This is a genomic window from Halalkalibacillus halophilus DSM 18494 (assembly GCF_000423105.1).
Taxonomy (GTDB): domain Bacteria; phylum Bacillota; class Bacilli; order Bacillales; family Alkalibacillaceae; genus Halalkalibacillus; species Halalkalibacillus halophilus.
Genome location: NZ_KE383978.1, coordinates 201778 through 221134 on the forward strand (window position 1 = coordinate 201778; position 19357 = coordinate 221134).

At 37.7% G+C, this 19357-nt stretch carries 18 protein-coding genes; 15 read left to right on the plus strand and 3 right to left on the minus strand.

Translation table 11 applies throughout. The features are described 5' to 3' along the window. Window positions 1-156: 156 nt before the first annotated feature. On the plus strand, window positions 157-1089 hold the full coding sequence (lipA, locus tag G532_RS15330; protein WP_035513028.1) for a lipoyl synthase: 933 nt from the start codon (window positions 157-159) through the stop codon (window positions 1087-1089). Window positions 1090-1225: 136 nt separating this feature from the next. On the opposite strand, the gene G532_RS0112820 is transcribed toward lipA, so the two are convergent. Together G532_RS0112820 and G532_RS15335 are read right to left on the minus strand one after the other, a co-directional pair. Beyond that, window positions 1226-1531: a DUF3243 domain-containing protein gene (locus tag G532_RS0112820; RefSeq protein ID WP_027965154.1), complete on the minus strand. Its 306-nt coding sequence runs from the start codon at window positions 1529-1531 to the stop codon at window positions 1226-1228. A gap of 102 nt (window positions 1532-1633) precedes the next feature. Beyond that, window positions 1634-3244: an FMN-binding glutamate synthase family protein gene (locus tag G532_RS15335; protein ID WP_051189178.1), complete on the minus strand. Its 1611-nt coding sequence runs from the start codon at window positions 3242-3244 to the stop codon at window positions 1634-1636. Window positions 3245-3466: 222 nt separating this feature from the next. Here G532_RS15335 and G532_RS0112830 point away from each other — a divergent pair, with 222 nt between their 5' ends. The 8 genes from G532_RS0112830 (at window position 3467) to G532_RS0112865 (ending at window position 13753) form a co-directional block, all read left to right on the plus strand. Then, a complete protein-coding gene (locus G532_RS0112830; protein WP_027965155.1) occupies window positions 3467-5251 on the plus strand; it encodes a cation:proton antiporter in 1785 nt (594 codons plus the stop codon). A 441-nt stretch (window positions 5252-5692) separates the two neighbouring features. Next, window positions 5693-6298 carry a TRAP transporter small permease gene (locus tag G532_RS0112835; RefSeq protein WP_051189179.1) on the plus strand — a complete coding sequence of 202 codons (606 nt, stop codon included), beginning with the start codon at window positions 5693-5695 and terminating at the stop codon, window positions 6296-6298. Between the two features lie 24 nt (window positions 6299-6322). After that, a complete protein-coding gene (locus tag G532_RS0112840) occupies window positions 6323-7588 on the plus strand; it encodes a TRAP transporter large permease (RefSeq protein ID WP_027965157.1) in 1266 nt (421 codons plus the stop codon). A 36-nt stretch (window positions 7589-7624) separates the two neighbouring features. Next, on the plus strand, window positions 7625-8791 hold the full coding sequence (locus G532_RS0112845; protein ID WP_027965158.1) for a DctP family TRAP transporter solute-binding subunit: 1167 nt from the start codon (window positions 7625-7627) through the stop codon (window positions 8789-8791). A 375-nt stretch (window positions 8792-9166) separates the two neighbouring features. Next, window positions 9167-9976, plus strand: a complete 810-nt coding sequence (locus G532_RS0112850) for a TerC family protein (protein ID WP_027965159.1) — start codon at window positions 9167-9169, stop codon at window positions 9974-9976. A gap of 64 nt (window positions 9977-10040) precedes the next feature. Next, window positions 10041-11132 (plus strand): hypothetical protein, encoded by a 1092-nt coding sequence (locus G532_RS15340; RefSeq protein WP_035513029.1) that lies wholly within the window; start codon window positions 10041-10043, stop codon window positions 11130-11132. Between the two features lie 76 nt (window positions 11133-11208). Beyond that, complete coding sequence (locus tag G532_RS0112860; RefSeq protein ID WP_027965160.1) at window positions 11209-12447, plus strand: aminopeptidase; 1239 nt, start codon at window positions 11209-11211, stop codon at window positions 12445-12447. A gap of 70 nt (window positions 12448-12517) precedes the next feature. Then, window positions 12518-13753: a helix-turn-helix domain-containing protein gene (locus G532_RS0112865; protein ID WP_027965161.1), complete on the plus strand. Its 1236-nt coding sequence runs from the start codon at window positions 12518-12520 to the stop codon at window positions 13751-13753. 49 nt (window positions 13754-13802) lie between these two features. On the opposite strand, the gene G532_RS0112870 is transcribed toward G532_RS0112865, so the two are convergent. Continuing rightward, window positions 13803-15158, minus strand: a complete 1356-nt coding sequence (locus G532_RS0112870) for a YjiH family protein (protein ID WP_027965162.1) — start codon at window positions 15156-15158, stop codon at window positions 13803-13805. 266 nt (window positions 15159-15424) lie between these two features. On the opposite strand from G532_RS0112870, the gene G532_RS16315 reads away from it, so the two are divergent. From G532_RS16315 to G532_RS0112900, 6 genes are all read left to right on the plus strand, one after another. Then, window positions 15425-15553 carry a hypothetical protein gene (locus G532_RS16315; protein WP_281170543.1) on the plus strand — a complete coding sequence of 43 codons (129 nt, stop codon included), beginning with the start codon at window positions 15425-15427 and terminating at the stop codon, window positions 15551-15553. A gap of 213 nt (window positions 15554-15766) precedes the next feature. Beyond that, window positions 15767-17122: a sodium-dependent transporter gene (locus G532_RS0112880; protein WP_027965163.1), complete on the plus strand. Its 1356-nt coding sequence runs from the start codon at window positions 15767-15769 to the stop codon at window positions 17120-17122. 55 nt (window positions 17123-17177) lie between these two features. Continuing rightward, entirely contained in the window at window positions 17178-17483 is a 306-nt protein-coding gene (locus G532_RS15345) for a YwdI family protein (protein WP_035513030.1), read from the plus strand. Between the two features lie 22 nt (window positions 17484-17505). Next, complete coding sequence (locus G532_RS0112890) at window positions 17506-17877, plus strand: DUF423 domain-containing protein (protein ID WP_027965164.1); 372 nt, start codon at window positions 17506-17508, stop codon at window positions 17875-17877. Between the two features lie 153 nt (window positions 17878-18030). Then, the gene (locus G532_RS0112895; protein WP_027965165.1) at window positions 18031-18441 is read left to right on the plus strand and encodes a hypothetical protein; all 411 of its coding nucleotides are present in this window, start codon (window positions 18031-18033) and stop codon (window positions 18439-18441) included. Between the two features lie 72 nt (window positions 18442-18513). After that, a complete protein-coding gene (locus tag G532_RS0112900) occupies window positions 18514-19047 on the plus strand; it encodes a YwhD family protein (RefSeq protein WP_027965166.1) in 534 nt (177 codons plus the stop codon). The last annotated feature ends 310 nt before the right edge of the window (window positions 19048-19357 follow it).

Below are 19357 nucleotides of genomic sequence, written 5' to 3' on the forward strand. Positions count from 1 at the left end.
CTGTGGGATCAGCGCAGTCCGAAAATCCATTTTTCTGCAATGCCAATGGAAGAAAAATTAGTTGAGGCAAGCCCTACGGCAAGCTTCCGCTTCTAAGCAATTCGACAGTATCAACATAGAGCTTTAACAAAGAAATAAATTTAAGGGGCTGTTTATATGACTGAAAAAAAAGAACGTGTCCGAAAGCCGGAATGGTTAAAAATCAAATTAAACACCAATAAAAACTATATTGGTTTAAAGAAAATGATGCGGGAGAAAAATTTACATACAGTATGTGAGGAAGCTCGCTGTCCGAATATCCATGAGTGCTGGGCAGTTCGTAAAACAGCTACCTTCATGATCTTAGGGAAAGTCTGTACCCGTGGTTGTCGCTTTTGTGCTGTCCAAACTGGCCTACCAACGGAGTTAGACTGGGGCGAGCCAGAGCGTGTTGCGGAGTCTGTAGAAATCATGGGTCTACGCCATGCGGTTGTTACTGCCGTTGCGCGTGACGACTTAAAAGATGGTGGTGCAGCAATTTTTGCTGAAACGGTAAAAGCAATTCGAAATCGTAATCCAGGAACAACAGTTGAAGTTCTACCTTCTGATATGAAGGGTGATTATGAAAATATTCGCTTGTTAATGGATGCGGGACCGGATATTTTTAACCATAACGTCGAAACAGTTCGTCGCTTAACTCCTACTGTCCGCTCACGTGCAACCTATGATCGATCGTTAACCTTATTAAAACGCGTAAAAGAAATTGCACCTGATACACCAACGAAATCCAGTATCATGGTCGGGTTAGGGGAAACGAAAGAAGAACTTCTAGAAACGATGGACGATCTATTAGCACACGATGTGGATATTTTAACAATCGGTCAATACTTACAGCCTACTAGAAATCATCTAGAAGTAGTCCGTTACTATGAACCAAAAGAATTCGCGGAACTAAGAAAAATCGCCTTTCAAAAAGGGTTCCAGCATTGCCAATCTGCACCTTTAGTACGCTCTTCGTATCACGCTGACGAACAAGTAAGTGAAGCATCAAAGCGTCGTCGAGAGCAGTATGAGGAGAATTATATTCAAAATCAACCAGTAACAAAATAAGACACTAAAAAACCTCCGATGGCTATGTAGCTTTCGGAGGTTAGTTTATATATCTAATGTTATGAAATCCCTTTAAAACCTGTCGATCGCTTCTCGCTTAAATTCGCTCTTTTTCACGATCGTATCATTCCGTTTTTTAGTTGTTCGTGCGGTCGGTTAGCTTTACTAATACATGTGCGATTTTATCGCGCTCATCTTCATTTGCTACGTTCCACATTTCATTTAATAGATACTCTTCACGGTTTCTAGGTACTTCGTTCTTTGCAAGGTAATCAGCGATCTTCTTAGCGTATTTAGTTAAGGAAGAGTCGTCCATTCCTAACTTCTCGCCTTTTTCAACCTTGTCACCTAAATAATCCTTGAAATATTGGAAGTTTTCCATTAATTCATCTTTTTTCTCTTCTTTCATCTTACTTACTTTTTCTTCTGGATTTTCAGCCACTGCCTAAACTCCTTTCAAATTTATTTCCCAACTGCGTCTAATAAATGGGTACCCGACACACACAATGTTAAACATCAACTGATTTGGGAATGTTTAAAAAAATTACGTTTCTCTTCCTTCAGAGTCTTGGCCGAGGACAGATTTTTCTTTATTGGTATTTAAATGATTTTCATAAATAACATCGTGCACATCTTTATAGGAAACTTGCTTGTCTGTTATTTGGGTCGGTGCTTCGAGTCCTGTTGCAGCAGCAATATTGAATAATCCTTCACGCATTGCAACAATAAAGTTTGTCACACGGTATGATTTTTCTTCTACATATAAAGCTTCCTGTAACTTCGGATCAGTTGTTGCAACACCAACCGGACAGTTATTGGTATGGCAAACCTGCGCCATTATACAACCGACTGTGATCATGAAGGCTCTGGCTACTTGTACTAGATCTGCTCCTAAAGCAAGCGCAATTGCGACTTTATCAGGGGTGAATAGTTTACCAGAAGCAATTATTTTTAATTGATCACGTACGCCTTCTTCCACCAATGCTTCATGTAAAATAGGGATAGCTGATCTTACCGGAAAGCCGACACTATCTGCTAACTCTTGGAAACTAGCTCCTGTTCCGCCTTCTCCACCATCAATACTAATGAAGTCTGGTGAAATTCCGGTTTCCTTAATTGCTTTTGCTAGATTACGTACATCTTTGACTTGTCCAATTACAATTTTGATTCCTACTGGTAGGCCAGAAACATCACGAATCTTTTCTATAAAATCTAACATGGAATAGACGTCATCAAATTCCTTGAATCTATTAGGACTGTCTACAGATTGCCAAGGTTCAATATTTCGCATTCTAGCAACTTCAGGATTTACTTTTCTAGCTTCTACGTGACCACCACGTGTTTTTGCACCTTGTGCTAGCTTTAGTTCGAAAGCTTTAACTGGTTCTAAAGCAGATTTACGTTTAAGCTCTTCCCAAGAAAATTCTCCTTCTTTCGTACGAACACCAAACAGGCCAGGACCAATTTGCATGATTAAGTCGACATTTCCTTCTAAATGATAGTCGGAAATTCCACCCTCTCCGGTATTCATCCAAGTTCCACCTGCTCTTGCTAAACCTGTGGAGAGAGCACTTATGGCTCGGTTACCTAACGCTCCATAACTCATTCCACCCATACCAACAATTCCTTTTACGCGAAATGGATTGCGTGTACTTTCTCCAATAACGACCTCGTGTTCTTCATCTAATAAGAAAGGGTCGTAATCTGTTTCTTGTCGATGCTCTTTTCTTGAAAATAAGTATTCTTTATCAATATGATAAACAAAGGAAGAAATCGTGTGCTCTTTAGAGATTGCAAGTTCTGTAGTTAATTTTGGGAACATAGAGTTCTGAATAAAGTACCCAGGCTCATTAAAATCTCTTTTGGAACCAAAGCTGACCATTCTTTTTCGGTATTTTGCCGGTAAGACAATGTCCATGTAATCTTTTCTTGAAAATGGTTTTCCATCATTATCTCCAGTAAATAAGTACTGTCGAAGTTCTGGACCCATGTTTTCAAATAGGTAACGTAATCTTCCTACTACAGGGTAATTATTAAGTACGGAATGTCGCTTTTGATTCCGATCGACGAAAAAAGAATAGGCTAAGAAAATCCCTGGTATGACAAGGATAATTAAGATGATAATTAATAATATGACAGATGTAATTTCAGCCATTGACTCCCCTCCAATTCGTTATTATAATTGCTAGATGATTTGCGCCAAAAATAATTGGTAGCATACTTTAGTTACATATACCACAAATGAAAGATGTTTAAGCTGGAATTTTTTGTGTTGTAGGCAAATGGAACGATAAAAAATAAACTATCGTGTAAGATATAGGTCTAGCATGTGAAAAGATGCACGAAATAGCCAGGAGCTTTGTAAGGGGGTTTTAAAATGGATAATTTACTAATGGTTTTAATGTTGATCGGGTTCTTAGGTGTTGCCTCACAATGGATGGCCTGGCGTTTTCGCCTCCCTGCTATTGTAATGATGTCGATTGTTGGTTTATTGGCAGGTCCTATATTAGGGGTAATTAATCCGGAGCAAGAATTGGGTGATCTTTATGGTCCGATGATTTCGATTGCAGTCGGGATTATATTATTTGAAGGAAGTCTAAATCTTGATTTTCGAGAAATTAAGGGAATGCGTAAACCAGTTTATCGAATCGTAACAATTGGAGCATTTCTAGCTTGGATTTTTGGATCATTGGCTGCTCACTATGTTGCTGGGCTTTCTTGGGCAGTGGCGTTTGTTATTGGTGGTATTTTTATTGTTACAGGTCCAACTGTAATCCTACCGCTACTTAGACAGGCAAAACTGAAGCCGAGAGCTGCTGCGGTGCTTAAATGGGAAGGGATTATTGTAGATCCTTTTGGTGCGCTTCTAGCAGTATTTGCTTTTGAATTTATTAAGTTTCTAACCATGACAGATGTTACTTATATCGCAGTTCTTCTTTTCTTAGGAGCGTCTGTGATTGCCGCTATTATTGGAGTGATATTAGGGTATGGAATTGGTTGGTCATTTGAAAATGGTTTAGTACCAGAATTTCTAAAATCACCGGTTGTGTTAGTTGCGGTAATTCTTGCTTTCGCGTTGAGTGATTTCATTATGCACGAAACAGGATTATTAGCTGTAACGGTGATGGGGATGACGATTGCCAATATGCATATAACCTCGATTGGTGATATGCGTCACTTTAAAGAGAATATATCTATATTGCTGATTTCTGTTATCTTTATTATGCTAACTGCATCCTTAACAAGAGAAACATTACTTTCGATTTTTACATGGGAAATTATCGTGTTCATTCTAATGATGTTGTTTGTTATTCGACCGTTGACAATTTTCCTGTCGACAATCGGAACCAATTTAGAATTCAGGGAAAAGTTATTAGTTGGTTGGATTGCACCTCGGGGAATCGTCGCACTCACTGTCTCTGCATATTTCGCAGGAGTGTTAACGGAAGCTGGTTTTGAAGATGCTGAAATTTTAACATCACTTACATTCGGGTTGGTGTTTAGTACTGTAGTTGCTCACGGTTTCACAATCGGATGGTTATCGAGAAAATTAGGGTTATCCACCGAGAGTAAACCGGGAGTGTTAATGGTAGGTTCTAATAAATTCTCAGCTAACTTAGCGAAAACACTGAAAGAGTTAAATGTACCGGTGTTAATTATGGATGCTTCTTGGAGTAGACTCTCACACGCGAAAAGGTTAGATGTCCCACATGAATATGGAGAGATTTTATCTGAACAAACGGACTATCAAGTGGATATGACGCCTTATGAATATATTATAAGTCTGACAGAATATGATTCATATAATACGTTAGTGAGCTCCACATTCAAGCCAACGTTTGGGCGCGAGCATTTGTTCCAATTGCCACTCCAAATTAATCAAGGGGACACACTAGAGGATGTAAGTAAACACATCAGTGGTAATACCTTGTTTGACGGAGAAGTAACATGGACGAAACTGAACGAAAAAATAAATCAAGGATATAAATTTAAAAAGACTACTATTACAAAAGACTATCCTTATAAGAACTTTTTAGCTGATCGAGAAGAAGAGGATGTACTGCTTCTAATTATTCGAAGTGGAGGCGGCCTCGATTTCTATTCACCAACAGTAGAGATGGTTGCAGACCCTGGTGATCAGGTAATTAGCTTATCCAAATAATAAAGAAGCCTCCAGTTAGTTAGAACTAGCTGGAGGCTTTATTTATTGCCCTGAAGCCAGATTTATGCTAAAATTTTTGTATAATTCAGAAAAAAGTAATCACTTTGACATTGTTCTGTAATACGTTATCATAAGTGGACAACTGGTCATTATATTTTTTAAATATATTAATAATCGGTGTTACTTGAGTTGAAAATGAAAGTCAAACTGCAAATTTAAAGGATTCATCATTATTTGCAAGCAAAGAAAAAGATAAAAGAGAATAATAATAACTATTTATACTTGAGTATCGCATAAGGCAAATAATTGTATTATTTGTAACAATACACGACTTGTAGCCCCTTGCAATTATTAGGTACGATTAACCTGATACATTCTGCGCTATAATAACTAAGCATTCCATTTCGTGCTTCATGTCTTAAGTGACAAAGGAGGAACACGGTGAAAAATCAGTCGATCTTTAGCAATCCTTTTTTTCAAACAGTAGGAAAAATCATTCGAGCAATTGACAAAGGACTATTGAAGTTAGAAGAATTTATTTTGAGTGCAGCAGTGATTGTCATAGCTGTGATGATTGCCGGAAATGTCATAAGCCGAGAAATTTTTGGACCGAGTATTTGGTTCCATGCAGAGGTTTCTAGATTTGCGGTAGTTATTGCAACATTTATGGGAATTAGTTATGCCGCACGCAAAGGTAGACATATTAGCATGTCAGCAATTTATGACACCGTTCCGTTTAAAGTCAGGAAAGTAATGGCGATCTTCATTCCAGCGCTTACAGCGGTAGCATTATTTTACTTAAGTTACGTATCCTTTATTTACGTACAATCGGTTTTTGAAACAGGAAGAACTACTACTTCTTTAGAAGTTCCATTGTGGTGGATGTACATGTTCATCCCACTTGGTTTCTTTACTGGGGCAATTCAGTTTTTACGTAACATGATTGTGAATTTAACAAACGAAGAAGTTTACATTGGTACAGACGTAAAAGATTACAACGATATAGAACCAGAAAAACGTGAGCTTGACGACAACTTGCAAGCATAAAAATAATAAAGCGAGGAAAAAATCATGTTAACAGCATTGTTAGGAATTATGTTCGTTCTCCTGATGCTAAACTTCCCAATGATGATTCCGCTAATCATAGCACCGTTTATCGTGGTGGTCTTTTATTCACCAATGTTAGATGCATCTATTATGGTGCCTCAGTTAATAACGGGAATTGAAACATATGAGTTATTATGTGTGCCGTTATTCATTTTTGCGGCGGATATTATGACATCTGGGAGAACTTCCGAACGATTACTAGATTTCATTGGATCATTTGTACGACATATCCGAGGAGGTTATGCAGTAACAACTGCAGCCGCTTGTACGATGTTTGGTTCGATTTCAGGTTCCACACAAGCAACAGTTGTAGCAATTGGCCGTCCAATGCGCGAAAGACTACTACGTGTTGGCTATAAAGATTCCAGTTCCATGGCTTTAATTATTAATGCCAGTGACGTGGCATTATTAGTCCCACCAAGTATTGGGTTAATTATTTATGGGTTGGCAGCAAATGAATCAATTGGTGATTTATTTATTGCAGGGATTTTACCTGGTGTCATGGTATTCTTAGTCTTTTCCCTATACAGCATGGGTTATGCAAAATGGAAAAACATACCTTTAGCACCGAAAGCTGATTGGAAAGAACGATTTGATACATTTAAAAAAGCAATACTACCTCTTGGGTTCCCGATTGTAGTTATTGGTGGTATATATACTGGTACCTTCACAGCAACTGAGGCTGCAGGTATCTCCGTGATGTATGCACTTATACTTGAAGTTGTTATTTATAGATCTGTTCATTTGAAGCAACTGCCAGGAATTGCACTATCTACAGGTTTAGTTACATCTGCAGTATTTATCTTAGTTGCTGGTGGACAAGTGTTTACATTCTTAATTAACTTGGAAAATATTCCGAGAATGCTAACAGAATCTGTATTAGGTACAGATCCAACAGCATTATATGTTTTAGTTATTGTAAGTATTTTCTTCTTCCTCGGGTGTATGTTTGTTGACCCGATTGTAGTAATACTAGTACTTACACCAATTTTCTTACCTGCAGCAGAAACAGCAGGGATTGATCCGATTCATTTAGGAATCATTATTACCTTCCAGGCGGCGTTAGGATCTGCAACTCCACCATTTGGGGTCGATATATTTACCGCCAGTGCCGTATTTAACCGGCCATACATGGAAGTTATTAAAGGAACACCGCCATTTATCATAATGATGGTGTTAATGAGTATTTTACTAATTCTGTTTCCACAGATTTCTCTTGCATTATTGTAAGGGAAAACTTAACTATAAAATATATTACAGGGGGTAATGACCATTTTTAACAAAAAGATTTTTTGGTTAGCGTTAGTTTTATTCTTAACGTTAGGTTTATTAGCAGCATGTGGAGGGGACGATTCTGACGATGGTGCAGAAGAGTCTGATGAAGATACAACAGAAACAAGTGGTGACGATGAAGAAGGTAGTGAAGACGATGCTGAAGCTGATGGTGGAAGCGGAGACTATTCTGCTGAAGACATGGAGGAAGACACTTGGCGTTTTGTAACAGAAGAAGTTCAAGGACAAGTTCAGTATGTATATGCTGAAGAATTTGCAGATAGAATTTCTGAGAAGTCTGATGGAAAAATTACAGTTGAACCATATGAGTTCGGTGGTTTAGGAAGCGAAACAGACCAGGTTGATCAACTTCAACAAGGTACTGTAGAAATGGCAGTTATGTCTCCAGGTTTCACTGGTAACATGGTTGCTGAAGGACAGTTATTCGCATTACATTTCCTATTCCCAGATGATTTAGAAGTAACGCAAGAGATTTTAAATAATAGTGAAGCAATCAATACAGATCTACGTGAGCGTTATGAAGAATTCAACATTTCGCCACTTTCATTCTGGACAGAGGGTGCGATGCAGTGGACTTCAAGCGGCACTGAACTAAGAACTCCAGATGATTTTGAAAACTTCCAAATGCGTGTACAAACATCACCATTAATCATGCGTTCTTATGAGCAGTATGGTGCAAACCCACAAGAAATGAGCTGGGGTGAGCTTTACACAGCATTGGATCGTGGAACAGTTGACGGTCAAGAAAATCCAATTTTCTTCATCGCTGATGCGTCATTCCATGAAGTACAAGATTACATGACTGTTTCTAATCACAATAACTACGTAGCTATGACTACAGTAAATACAGATTGGTACGATGGTCTTGATGACAACACTCGTGCAATGGTTGATGAAACTGTAGAAGAAATGCAAGAATGGGTATTTGATGAGCAAACGCGTCAAAACGAAGAATTCTTATCTGTTATTGAAGATGATACAGATAACCCAACTGAAATCATCGAGCTAACAGAAGAAGAGCGCGATGCATTCCGTCAAGAAGCTATGGAAGTGCGTGACTACTATAGAAATGAAATTTCTGAAGTAGGCGGCGACATTCTAGATAAGCTTGAAGGCGAAATTGAAGAACACCAAGAATAATTAGAAATCTGTGGATTAAAGGCAGTGCCGCTTGCGGTGCTGTCTTTTTGTGTTTTAGATAGTGGTATAATTGTAATAATATGCCATTCTTCTTTTATAATGGGGAGATGGTGGAAGGCATAGTATTCCGGTGTAAGTCAGTTTGAATCGGGCGAACAAGAGTCGTATGCCGGCAACCAATCGGATTTGCAGGTGTAAAAGTCCGAATGCCGGCAACCAAATGAGTTTGCCGGCATACAGCTAGTAACCTTTAACATCCCAACACATATTTTAGGAAGATCAATAAAATCACCGTGTAAGATTGTTGCTCATTTATAAGTATTCAATTTAATCCTGGGTATGCTAAGAAAAGAAATTGTACGAGGAGAGATTACCATGGATACAGCTTTAATATTGGAGTATGGTTGGGTACTTATTTTATTAATTTTATTAGAAGGTGTACTTGCGGCGGATAATGCGTTGGTATTGGCAATCATGGTCAAGCATTTACCGGAAAAGGAACGGAAGCGTGCGCTATTTTATGGATTGTTCGGTGCATTTGTGCTTCGAATTGGCTCGCTGTTCATTATTTCATTTTTAGTAGATGTGTGGCAGGTGCAGGCGTTAGGGGCGCTGTATTTATTGTTCATAGCTTTAAATCATTTATTTAGGAAATTTATCATTCATAGTGAAACCAAGCGCTCGAAAAAAGCTGAAGGCAAGGAAAAGGAAGGTGCTGGTTTTTGGACTACCGTGTTGAAGGTGGAACTAGCAGACATAGCATTTGCGGTTGATTCTATATTAGCGGCAGTTGCCTTAGCGATGGCGCTCCCAAATACGGATCTACCTCAAATAGGTGGAATGGATGGTGGTAAATTTCTCGTAATTTTATTTGGGGGATTAATTGGTGTCATTATTATGCGTTTTGCGGCTACGTATTTTGTAAAACTAATTAAAAAGCGTCCAGGACTGGAAACCGCTGCATTTTTAATTGTTGGTTGGGTAGGGGTGAAGTTAGTGATTATAACATTATCTCATGAAGATATTGCTTGGATCCCAGGGGATTTCGCTCATTCAACTACGTGGAAAATTATATTTTATAGTGTTCTCGTCCTAATTGCCGTAGTTGGTTGGTTCTCATCTAGTAAACAAGAGCTTGATGACGAAACGGAAGACTTAGTTGGTGAGATGAAAAAGGATCATTAAATGATCGTTCTTTTTATCAATTGCCCTTCATATAGTGTCATACGACTTCATAAGGAGGGCATCTATGCTTATAAAACGTTATTTCATGAGTGGAACAACTGCGAAAGGGTACGTACATTTTTATGAAAATGCCATAGAACAGTTGGAGAAAGTGGTTTATTTAGAAGGTTCTTATCCTACTATAACAAGTCCGGTCTTACAAAGGTTAGTAAATCAATTAGAAGATGAGCCAGTGGAATATATTCACCATCATTTAAAGCCGGATTTAATTGAAGGTGTAATTTTTCCTCAATTAAATGTCGGGATATTTGACAGAGGTAAAATGAATATAGGAAAGATAGCTTATCCTGCGCTCTATGAAAAGTTAGTCTATTTTGGTGAGTGTTACCAAGCAGAACTTATACAGAGTAAAGAATCCCTTTTAAGAGAACATCGAAAAGAAGTGAAGAAGTATTATGAGCAAGCAATTGGACATTTTAAACAAGCGTTAGAAGTACACCATAAAGTAGAAGGAATTTATAAAAAATACTTAAATATCGAGAGGGCTAATCAACAAACCGAAGATCTACTGAAAGATATCCTACTCGATATCCATTTATTTAAACCGTCTGAAGTGAAGCATCGTTACTTAGGAGCAGCGACACCTGATGGGGCTGTCGATTACGTGTTAGATCTTACTCGAGATATAAAAAGAAGAGTATTTATAAAAGGTAGGGCAGGAACTGGGAAGTCGACGATGCTAAGAAAGATCGCTCGAGAAGCTGCAGATCGTGGATTAAACGTAGAAATCTATCACTGTGGATTTGATCCAACTAGTTTAGATATGGTGATCATTCGAGAAATAAGCTTTGCGATTTTTGATGCTACAGCTCCACATGAACATTTCCCTACGAAACAAACAGATGAAGTATTTGATGTGTATGAACGCTGGGTAGATGGAAGACCTGATCAACATCATGAAAAGGAAATACTTGAGTTGAAAGAACAGTACCATCAAGAGATGAAGCTTGCAATTTCAGCACTTAAAGCAGTAGAGAGTCACCAAATCCCTTTTGAAGAAATTTATCAACAAGCAATTAATTATGATTTTTTGGAAGAAACAGAAGGGGAAATTTTAGAGTTTTTAACCCAGCAAAAAAAGCAGAAAAAACGCTAAAATTCTGTGTATAGCTTTTTATATTGAAAAGAGTATGAAATAATATACAGTAGAAAAGTCGATAAGGAGTGTAATAATGATACCAACAGAAGAACAACTAACGAAATATGCAAACTTAGCAGTTCAAATGGGAGTAAATGTTCAACAAGGGCAAGCACTATTTATTAATGCACCAATTGAAGCACGTACGTTTGTTCATTATGTCGTAGAAGCGGCTTATGAAGCAGGCGCAGAAAATGTTCAGGTGAACTGGTCTGATGAAGTATTGACTCGTAAACGTTATGAAAAAGAACCAGACCGTGTCTTGGAAACCGTTCCTGCATGGTTAGTAGACCGTCAAGTGGGCCATGTCAAAAACGGTGGGGCTGTTTTATCAATTTATGCTCCGAATCCTGATCTATTAGAAGGAATTGATGCTAGCCGCGTTGCTAAAGCAGCAAAAGCAAGTGGGGAAGCGTTAAAAGAATATCGTAAATATATGATGAGCGATAAAGTGCAGTGGTCCATAGTTTCTGTTCCAACAGAAAAGTGGGCGGACAAAATTTATGGTGATCGAACAACGGAAGATGCTGTCAACTCTCTTTGGGAAAAAATATTCCAAATTGTTCGTGTAGATCAAGAAGATCCAGTAAAAGCATGGGAAGCTCACAATGATACATTATATAAAATTCGTGATTATTTAAATGAACAACAATATGATGCATTAGAATATAAGTCTGAAACCGCTGATCTTACTATAAAGCTTCCGGAAGGTCATATATGGGCTGGAGGGGGAGCAGTTGCAGAAAATAACGCTTCCTTTAACCCGAACATGCCAACCGAAGAAGTGTTCACTGCCCCACATCGTGAAGGTGTAGATGGCACAGTAAAGAATACGAAGCCGCTAAATTATAATGGGAATTTAGTGGATGATTTTGAGCTAACATTTAAAGATGGAAAAGTAATTGATTATAGTGCTGGCAAAGGGTTCGATACCCTTAAACATTTATTAGAATCAGATGAAGGAGCAACACGTTTAGGTGAAGTGGCGTTAGTTCCACATTCTTCTCCTATTTCTCAGTCAGACTTAATTTTCTTTAATACATTGTATGACGAAAATGCATCTTGTCATTTAGCTCTTGGTTCTGCTTACCCTACCAATGTAAAAGATGGAGAAAAGCAGTCCGATGAAGATCTTAAATCGATGGGAATTAACACTAGTTTTATTCACGAGGATTTCATGATGGGTTCTAAGGATCTTACTGTTTACGGTGTGAAAAGTGATGGTACGAAAGAAGCTATTATTGAAAATGGTGAATGGGCTGTTCCGAAATAAAGTGGCCTGAAGAAACGGTAGCAATTGTTACCGTTTCTTTTTTGAATTTCATATGAAAGGGGGGAGTGGAATGACTTTAATTGGGCGAACTATTAGGTGGTACCGTGTAAATGCGGGGTTCACGCAAGAGTATATTGCAGATGGTATTTGTTCGTTGACGTATTTAAGTAAACTTGAAAATGATCAGGTAGAAATAAAAGAGGAAGTAGTTAAAGAGATTTCTGAACGTCTAAAGCTACCCTCCCAACTATTACTTGGAGAAGTGGACGAGTCCTTGAAAGGAAAAATAGATCGCTGGCTAAATTATATCCATATTTATCACGAACCACAGGCGATAAAAAGACATGCCCAACTAAAGCATTTATTTGAAGAAGACCTCCCTGTAAAGTTAAAGAGTCAGCTTCAAATTTCACGGTTTGGTTATTATTTAATATCCGACCAATTGAAAAATGCGGATACATTAATGGATGATATCGTTAGTAAACAGCCGATTTACAGTAGGGCAGATCCGTTTAGTTATCACAAATTTGTGGGGATGTACTACCGAAGAAAAGGCATGTACATCAATGCGGTTGAACATTTAGAAATTGCCGAAAAAGAGTTAGCTGAAGAGAATGATCCAGAATTAATGCTCGTTTTGGCAAATGTGTATAGTCGTTTAAATGAAATCTTAGTTTCTAACAAATATGCACAAAAAGCTTTTCAAGCGTATCAAAAGAAAATGTATTATATTCGTATGATTGATTGTCAGATTGTAATTGGAATTAACTATTGTTTAGTGGGGGATTTTTATTCTGCTGAAGTATATTTTAATCGCCTACTTGATATTGATGGAAAACATTTATTAGATAAGACAAGGGCAAACATCCATCATCATATTGGATTTGTCCAATTTGAAAAAGGAGATTATGAAAAAGCGATACACTCATTTAATAGAACGCTTGAATTTGATATGAATGATAGTGACTTTTTAAATACGAGATATTTATTAGCGTATATCTTTAATCAACAAGGAAAAAGCAAAGAGACAACGCATATGATAGAAGAAGGTCTCGAAATCGCCAAAAAATATCAACATCAAAGGTATGTGTTCAAATTCAATGTTCTAAAAATGCGAATCGATCAAGATCTGTCTCCATTAATTGATTACTTAGAACAGGAGGTCATTCCATTTTTCAAAAGTAACGGAGAGGCCACTGAATTGAAGCATTATTATTATTTGATGGGTCAACTTGTATATGAAGATAGGAAATATAAAAAATCCGCTCAATACTTCATGTTAGCAAAAGATAATTTCATGGTATAAAAAATGCTTCGGCTCTAGATGGCCGAAGCATTTTAATTTGTTTATGAAATTAGTAGATCAAGTGTGCAATTGCGATGATGATCGGAAGTGTGATAGCTGTACGTAAAAGGAAAATAGCTAATAATCTGCGGAAATTAATTGGAATTTTCGAAGCTAATAGTACACCACCAACCTCAGATAAATAAATTAACTGGACAACACTTAATGCAGCAATAATAAAGCGTGTCATTTCACTTTCCACACCAGAGATAATTAAAGCTGGCAAGAACATATCAGTGAACCCGATTAATACGGTTTCAGCAGCTGCCTGTGCTTCCGGGACTTGTAACAGATCTAATACAGGTACAAATGGAGCCCCTAACCAGGTGAATAAAGGAGTCGTTTCCGCAACGACAAGCCCTAATGTACCAATCGCCATAACAATAGGTAGTACGCCGACCCACATATCTAGGACATTTTTAAGGCCTGCTTTGAAATAGCCCTTAACCCCAGGGGATTTGGATGCACGTTTAACGGCTTCGTGGTAACCCCATGTAAAAGCGTTATAGTTTTCAGGAATCGATTCATCCAGCGCTTCTTGGTCAGGTTTTATATACTCATCTTTAATCGTAGATAAAGGTGGTATGCGCGGCATGATTAAAGCCGCAATCAGACCAGAAGCAAGGATCGTTCCATACAAGGGTAAAAACATATGCATGAGATCAACTTCTTGAATAATTGCGATGGTAAACGTAATCGATACAACAGAAAAGGTAGACCCTATTACTGCCGCTTCACGTTTTGTATAAAATCCTTCTTCATACTGCTGATTCGTTAAAAGAACACCGATTGTTCCATCACCAAACCAAGAAGTTAAGTTATCAACAGTTGAACGTCCTGGTAAAGTGAAAATCGGGCGCATTACTTTTGTAAGTAGTGCTCCAATTAACTCAAGTAAACCAAAACTAAGTAACATTGGTAATAATAAACCTGCAAATAGGAATACGGCTAGCAAGAAGACAAGTAGCCCACCATCTCCTAGAAGTAAACCTCCCGTATCTGCAGAATAAATCCCTTCCCAACCAAACTGGAAATAGGTCATCAGTGCAAAAATTGCACCGAGCACCCGAATGGCCACCCATACAGGTGAAACAACAAATAGCGATGTGAATAGGTCATTATTGGATAAATTTGACCCACCACTTTGATCTTTAAAGTAAGCAATGACTGTAATAATTGCTGTTGCAGTGATTAAAAGTAAGACGAGTAAGGGAGCAAATGCCCCAAGTAATGCTTCTAATCCATTAGCTAAAACAGCTACTGGAATACTCGTTTCTCCATCGACTGTAATGGGAGTCATGAATAAGAAGATCCCAAGTAACGATAGAATAATAAATTTAACGTGGTACGAGATAGAATAGCCCATTGTATTACCTCCTTTAATTGCATATATATTATCACATAGTTATGTTTATACAACAAATTTTATACAAGCAATTTAGTTCGGTTTCCTAAGGATAATGTTATACAAATATAATTGTGAGAAATTTCAAAAAACTATTTACTTTTTTCTATTATACCTTATAATAGTAGTTGATTGCATTTATTTAGTTATAAGCACACATATTTGGCATTTCAGCACATATGATTGTAGAAATTGTTTTAAATTGTGTTAGGAGGAATTATAAGTCCATGTATGAAAAAGAAGAGAAATTATTTGTAGAATTTGAAGCGCAATTAGGTAGAGACCTTTGTAGTGAAGAGAAAGAATTAATCGATTGGATGATTCACGAAAAAGAGACTGTATATACAATTAAATAGTAACGTACATACACTGCTTTTTAGGCAGTGTTTATTTTTTCTAATTTTGGTCAAGTTTTTCTGAAATTTTTTTCATAATTAATTATCTTTTTACAAATAATAGTAGGGAAAGTAATTTTTTTTATGATTTTTTGCGAAAAATCAATGTTTTTCTTTAGTGAAAGCATTTTCATGTGGTATAGTGTTCAAAATATCATAAAGAGGTGAATAAGCATGAATGATGCAAGTGGCATTGGCAATGACCAATGGAAAACTAGATTTGGATTTATGTTAGCTGCAATGGGTTCAGCAGTAGGACTTGGTAATATATGGCGTTTCTCATATGTTGCAGGTGAGAACGGCGGGGCAACATTCTTGTTTGTGTACCTAGCTTTCATTCTATTAATCGGTATTCCATTACTATTAACAGAAACGAGTATAGGTAAGGCTGGAAAGATGGACGCAGTAGGTTCATTTAAAAAATTAGCTCCTAATACAAAATGGCACTTAGTAGGCTTAATGGGTGTATTCGGAGGAATACTAATCTTAAGCTTTTATATTGTCGTTTCGGGTTGGTCTTTATTTTATTTATATCAATATATAACCGGAGCTTTTTGGACGGAACCAGATGGTGGTTTTGGCCAAGCGTTTGAAAGTTGGATTTCAAATCCGTTTGCACCATTGTTTTGGCAAGCACTTTTCCTTGGAATAACCTTGTTAATTGTTATGAATGGGATTAGTAAAGGGATTGAACGCGCTAATAATATTTTTATGCCAGCTTTAGCAATTTTAATGATTTTTATGGCGATCTATGGTCTGACTTTAGATGGAGCATCTGAAGGATTGGCTTTCTTATTTACTCCAGATTGGTCACAATTAGGAAACCCATCGATTTATGCAATGGCACTAGGTCAAGCATTCTTCTCCTTAAGTTTAGGGATTTGTGGGATGCTAACGTACAGTAGTTATTTAAAAGAAAAAGATCGTTTACCAGGAGCAACAGTCGGTATAGCGCTAATGGATACTGTGTTTGCGGTTATCGCTGGTATTATGATTTTTACCGCTGTATTTAGTTTTGAAGTAGATACTGCTTCAGGCCCTCCATTAGTGTTTATTATCTTACCGAGTATCTTTGAAGGCATGCCAGCAGGTAATTTGATCGCAATAGTATTCTTCGTATTATTGACGATGGCGGCATTTTCTTCTGCTTTATCTTTATTAGAACTGCCGGTTGCTTACGTTCATCGTACGTTAGGATTATCACGTAAAGCAGCAACGTTTGTGTGTAGTGGAATTATCTTCACACTAGGAATTGCCTCTTCTCTTGGATTTGGTATTTGGAGTGGCGTAGAATATAACGGAAATAACATTTTAGATATGATCGACAACTTTACGGCAAACCTGATCTTACCACTGGGTGGACTCTTAATGGCCATTTTCGTTGGTTGGTATGTCAAGCGTGATCAAGCCATTCAAATGAGTGAACTGCAATCAGCAGGGCTTCAAAATATCTGGTATACACTTGTTAGATACGTTATTCCAGTAGTAATGGCATTTATCTTATTTGCATCCTTGTTCGGATTTATGTAAGAGCTAATGTGTATGTTATAATTTATTTGAACAAATTTAGAGGAGACGGTTACACATGCCAGTATCTTATCAAGCCATTGTGCAAAAAATGAAAGAAGAATTAGCTGAGATTTCTTCTGATGCAACAGATGAGGAAGTAATCAAGCAATTTTACGCGATTCGCTCCCTTGCTGATGTCGTAATAGGTAGCTCAGGTCAGGAATTTAGACAGACTACTTACAAAGGCAAGCAAGAGAGTAGTAGCGAAATCTCTAATTTAGAAGCTGAAAAAATGGGAATCCCAAAAAAGGATACACCAGAGCAAAATAAAAACCGGCTTGATGCAGATGATGCAAATGGCGATTCCTTGTTCGATTTTTAAGAGATAGAAAAGGGAGTTTGTAATGAAATTATTATTAATGATCGGTGCGATTAGCGGCTTTATTACAGTTGCTCTAGGCGCATTCGGTGCTCACGGTTTAGAAAATCGGCTAAGTGAAAAGATGCTACAAACATGGGAAAAGGCAGTACAGTATCAAATGTTCCATACCATGGCAATTTTTATTGCAGGGATTTTACTGATTAGAACAGAAATCGGAATGTTTCAGGGTGCCGCGTGGGCATTCTTGATCGGAATTGTGCTTTTCTCAGGAAGTTTGTATATCTATTCCCTTACAAGTGCAAAGACGTTTGCGATGATTACACCAGTGGGAGGCTTAGCCTTCTTAGTTGGTTGGGCGATCTTAGCCTATGGAATTACGCGAATGACTTTATAGAGTTCAAGGCTACTGACCTTTATGGTGAGTAGCTTTTTTTGTCTGGTAGATAGTAAATTTTTGCTGGTTGTTCACGTTTTTATGTAAAATGAATCGTATAATGATGTAAAATAAAATTAATAGCGTTACATAGAATAGAAAGGAAGTTACTAGATGAAACGTTTATTCATGCTAATACTTGTCGGGACTTTATTATGGAACATGTCATTGTCAGCTAGTGCAGACGAGGTGATGGATTATCGAATTGCGGTAGAAGATCATTGGTATGTCGTCCAAGATGATTATGAATATATTAATTTACATTATGTCTTATTCACAATGGACGCTGTTTTTACGGAAGATGAAGCGGAGCGTGAACAGTGGACAAGCCAAGTGGACGAGACGGCAGCTGAGGAATTACATGAATTTTTCTATGCAGAAGAACTGGATAACTTGGAATATACAGAAGAAGTAAGGGACTATTTAGAAGCGAACTTTGATGTAGAAGAAGATGAAGGTGGATTTTTCAGTGCCATTGGAGGTTTCTTTCGATCGATTGGAAATTTCTTTGCTAACTTATTCTAAAGGTCTCAGCTTTTCATTGAATTTTGAATGTGGCACAATAGAACTGATGAAAGCTTAAAGGAGGTTCACGTCATGAAAGAATTTAACACGAATGATCAAAGTGGAGATAAAAAAGATAATCAATTCACGATTATGAAAGACGATCCAATTGACGGACACCCTGGTTATAGTGGTGGAGGAGCATTTAGTTTAGAGAACTTGTCCCCATTAATCGTGGATCCGAATGAAGATAAAGTGTGGGTCGACATGGGTGCGATGCATGCGAGAAGTGAAGTAGAGAAGCGAATTAAATTCGTCACAGATAAAGAAGAAGTTCCAAATGGCTTACCATATTGGATCGTTTGGGTTACAACAGAACGATCAGAGAAAGGCCCTTACTATTACGGAGTTGCTGCTAGCTATTTAGAAGTTGACCGACCGGCAAAACGTGGGTACAAAATCTTAGCAGAACACGTGAATGGAATGGACAAATCTTTAAAAGGGCGTCATGTATTAGATAAAATTGATCCTCACTCCAAGAAACTTTTACGTGAATTCTTACAAGAGTTCAACCCACAATACTGGGAACTAGCAAGTGATGAGTTAAAAGCACTATTAGCTGACTAGAAAATGGGTGAGATTTTGTCTTATTTGTGAACAATTCAAGTAAGGATTGTACTTTAAATAAATCCTTTGTACAATGAAATCAAACATGCGGTTTTATTCATGTTTTATTAGGACAGATAAACGCGGTTGGCGAACCTGGAAACGCCAACCGTGTTTATTTTTTTATGTGGAAGTGGGTAGGTCGCGCTGCAATCAGTCGTTAACGCGATTCAATCAGTTGTTAGGAAGTCCAATCAGTTGTTAAAGCGATTCAATCAGTGGTTAGCACGGTGCAATCAGTTGTTAGGAAGTCCAATCAGTCGTTAGCACG

Bases quoted from the DNA above. Each gene is read 5' to 3' on its own strand.
- lipA (WP_035513028.1), top strand. From the start codon at position 157: ATGACTGAAAAAAAAGAACGTGTCCGAAAGCCGGAATGGTTAAAAATC.
- G532_RS15335 (WP_051189178.1), bottom strand. From the start codon at position 3,244: ATGGCTGAAATTACATCTGTCATATTATTAATTATCATCTTAATTATC.
- G532_RS0112830 (WP_027965155.1), top strand. From the start codon at position 3,467: ATGGATAATTTACTAATGGTTTTAATGTTGATCGGGTTCTTAGGTGTT.
- G532_RS0112840 (WP_027965157.1), top strand. From the start codon at position 6,323: ATGTTAACAGCATTGTTAGGAATTATGTTCGTTCTCCTGATGCTAAAC.
- G532_RS0112845 (WP_027965158.1), top strand. From the start codon at position 7,625: ATGACCATTTTTAACAAAAAGATTTTTTGGTTAGCGTTAGTTTTATTC.
- G532_RS0112850 (WP_027965159.1), top strand. From the start codon at position 9,167: ATGGATACAGCTTTAATATTGGAGTATGGTTGGGTACTTATTTTATTA.
- G532_RS15340 (WP_035513029.1), top strand. From the start codon at position 10,041: ATGCTTATAAAACGTTATTTCATGAGTGGAACAACTGCGAAAGGGTAC.
- G532_RS0112860 (WP_027965160.1), top strand. From the start codon at position 11,209: ATGATACCAACAGAAGAACAACTAACGAAATATGCAAACTTAGCAGTT.
- G532_RS0112865 (WP_027965161.1), top strand. From the start codon at position 12,518: ATGACTTTAATTGGGCGAACTATTAGGTGGTACCGTGTAAATGCGGGG.
- G532_RS0112870 (WP_027965162.1), bottom strand. From the start codon at position 15,158: ATGGGCTATTCTATCTCGTACCACGTTAAATTTATTATTCTATCGTTA.
- G532_RS16315 (WP_281170543.1), top strand. From the start codon at position 15,425: ATGTATGAAAAAGAAGAGAAATTATTTGTAGAATTTGAAGCGCAATTA.
- G532_RS0112880 (WP_027965163.1), top strand. From the start codon at position 15,767: ATGAATGATGCAAGTGGCATTGGCAATGACCAATGGAAAACTAGATTT.
- G532_RS15345 (WP_035513030.1), top strand. From the start codon at position 17,178: ATGCCAGTATCTTATCAAGCCATTGTGCAAAAAATGAAAGAAGAATTA.
- G532_RS0112890 (WP_027965164.1), top strand. From the start codon at position 17,506: ATGAAATTATTATTAATGATCGGTGCGATTAGCGGCTTTATTACAGTT.
- G532_RS0112895 (WP_027965165.1), top strand. From the start codon at position 18,031: ATGAAACGTTTATTCATGCTAATACTTGTCGGGACTTTATTATGGAAC.
- G532_RS0112900 (WP_027965166.1), top strand. From the start codon at position 18,514: ATGAAAGAATTTAACACGAATGATCAAAGTGGAGATAAAAAAGATAAT.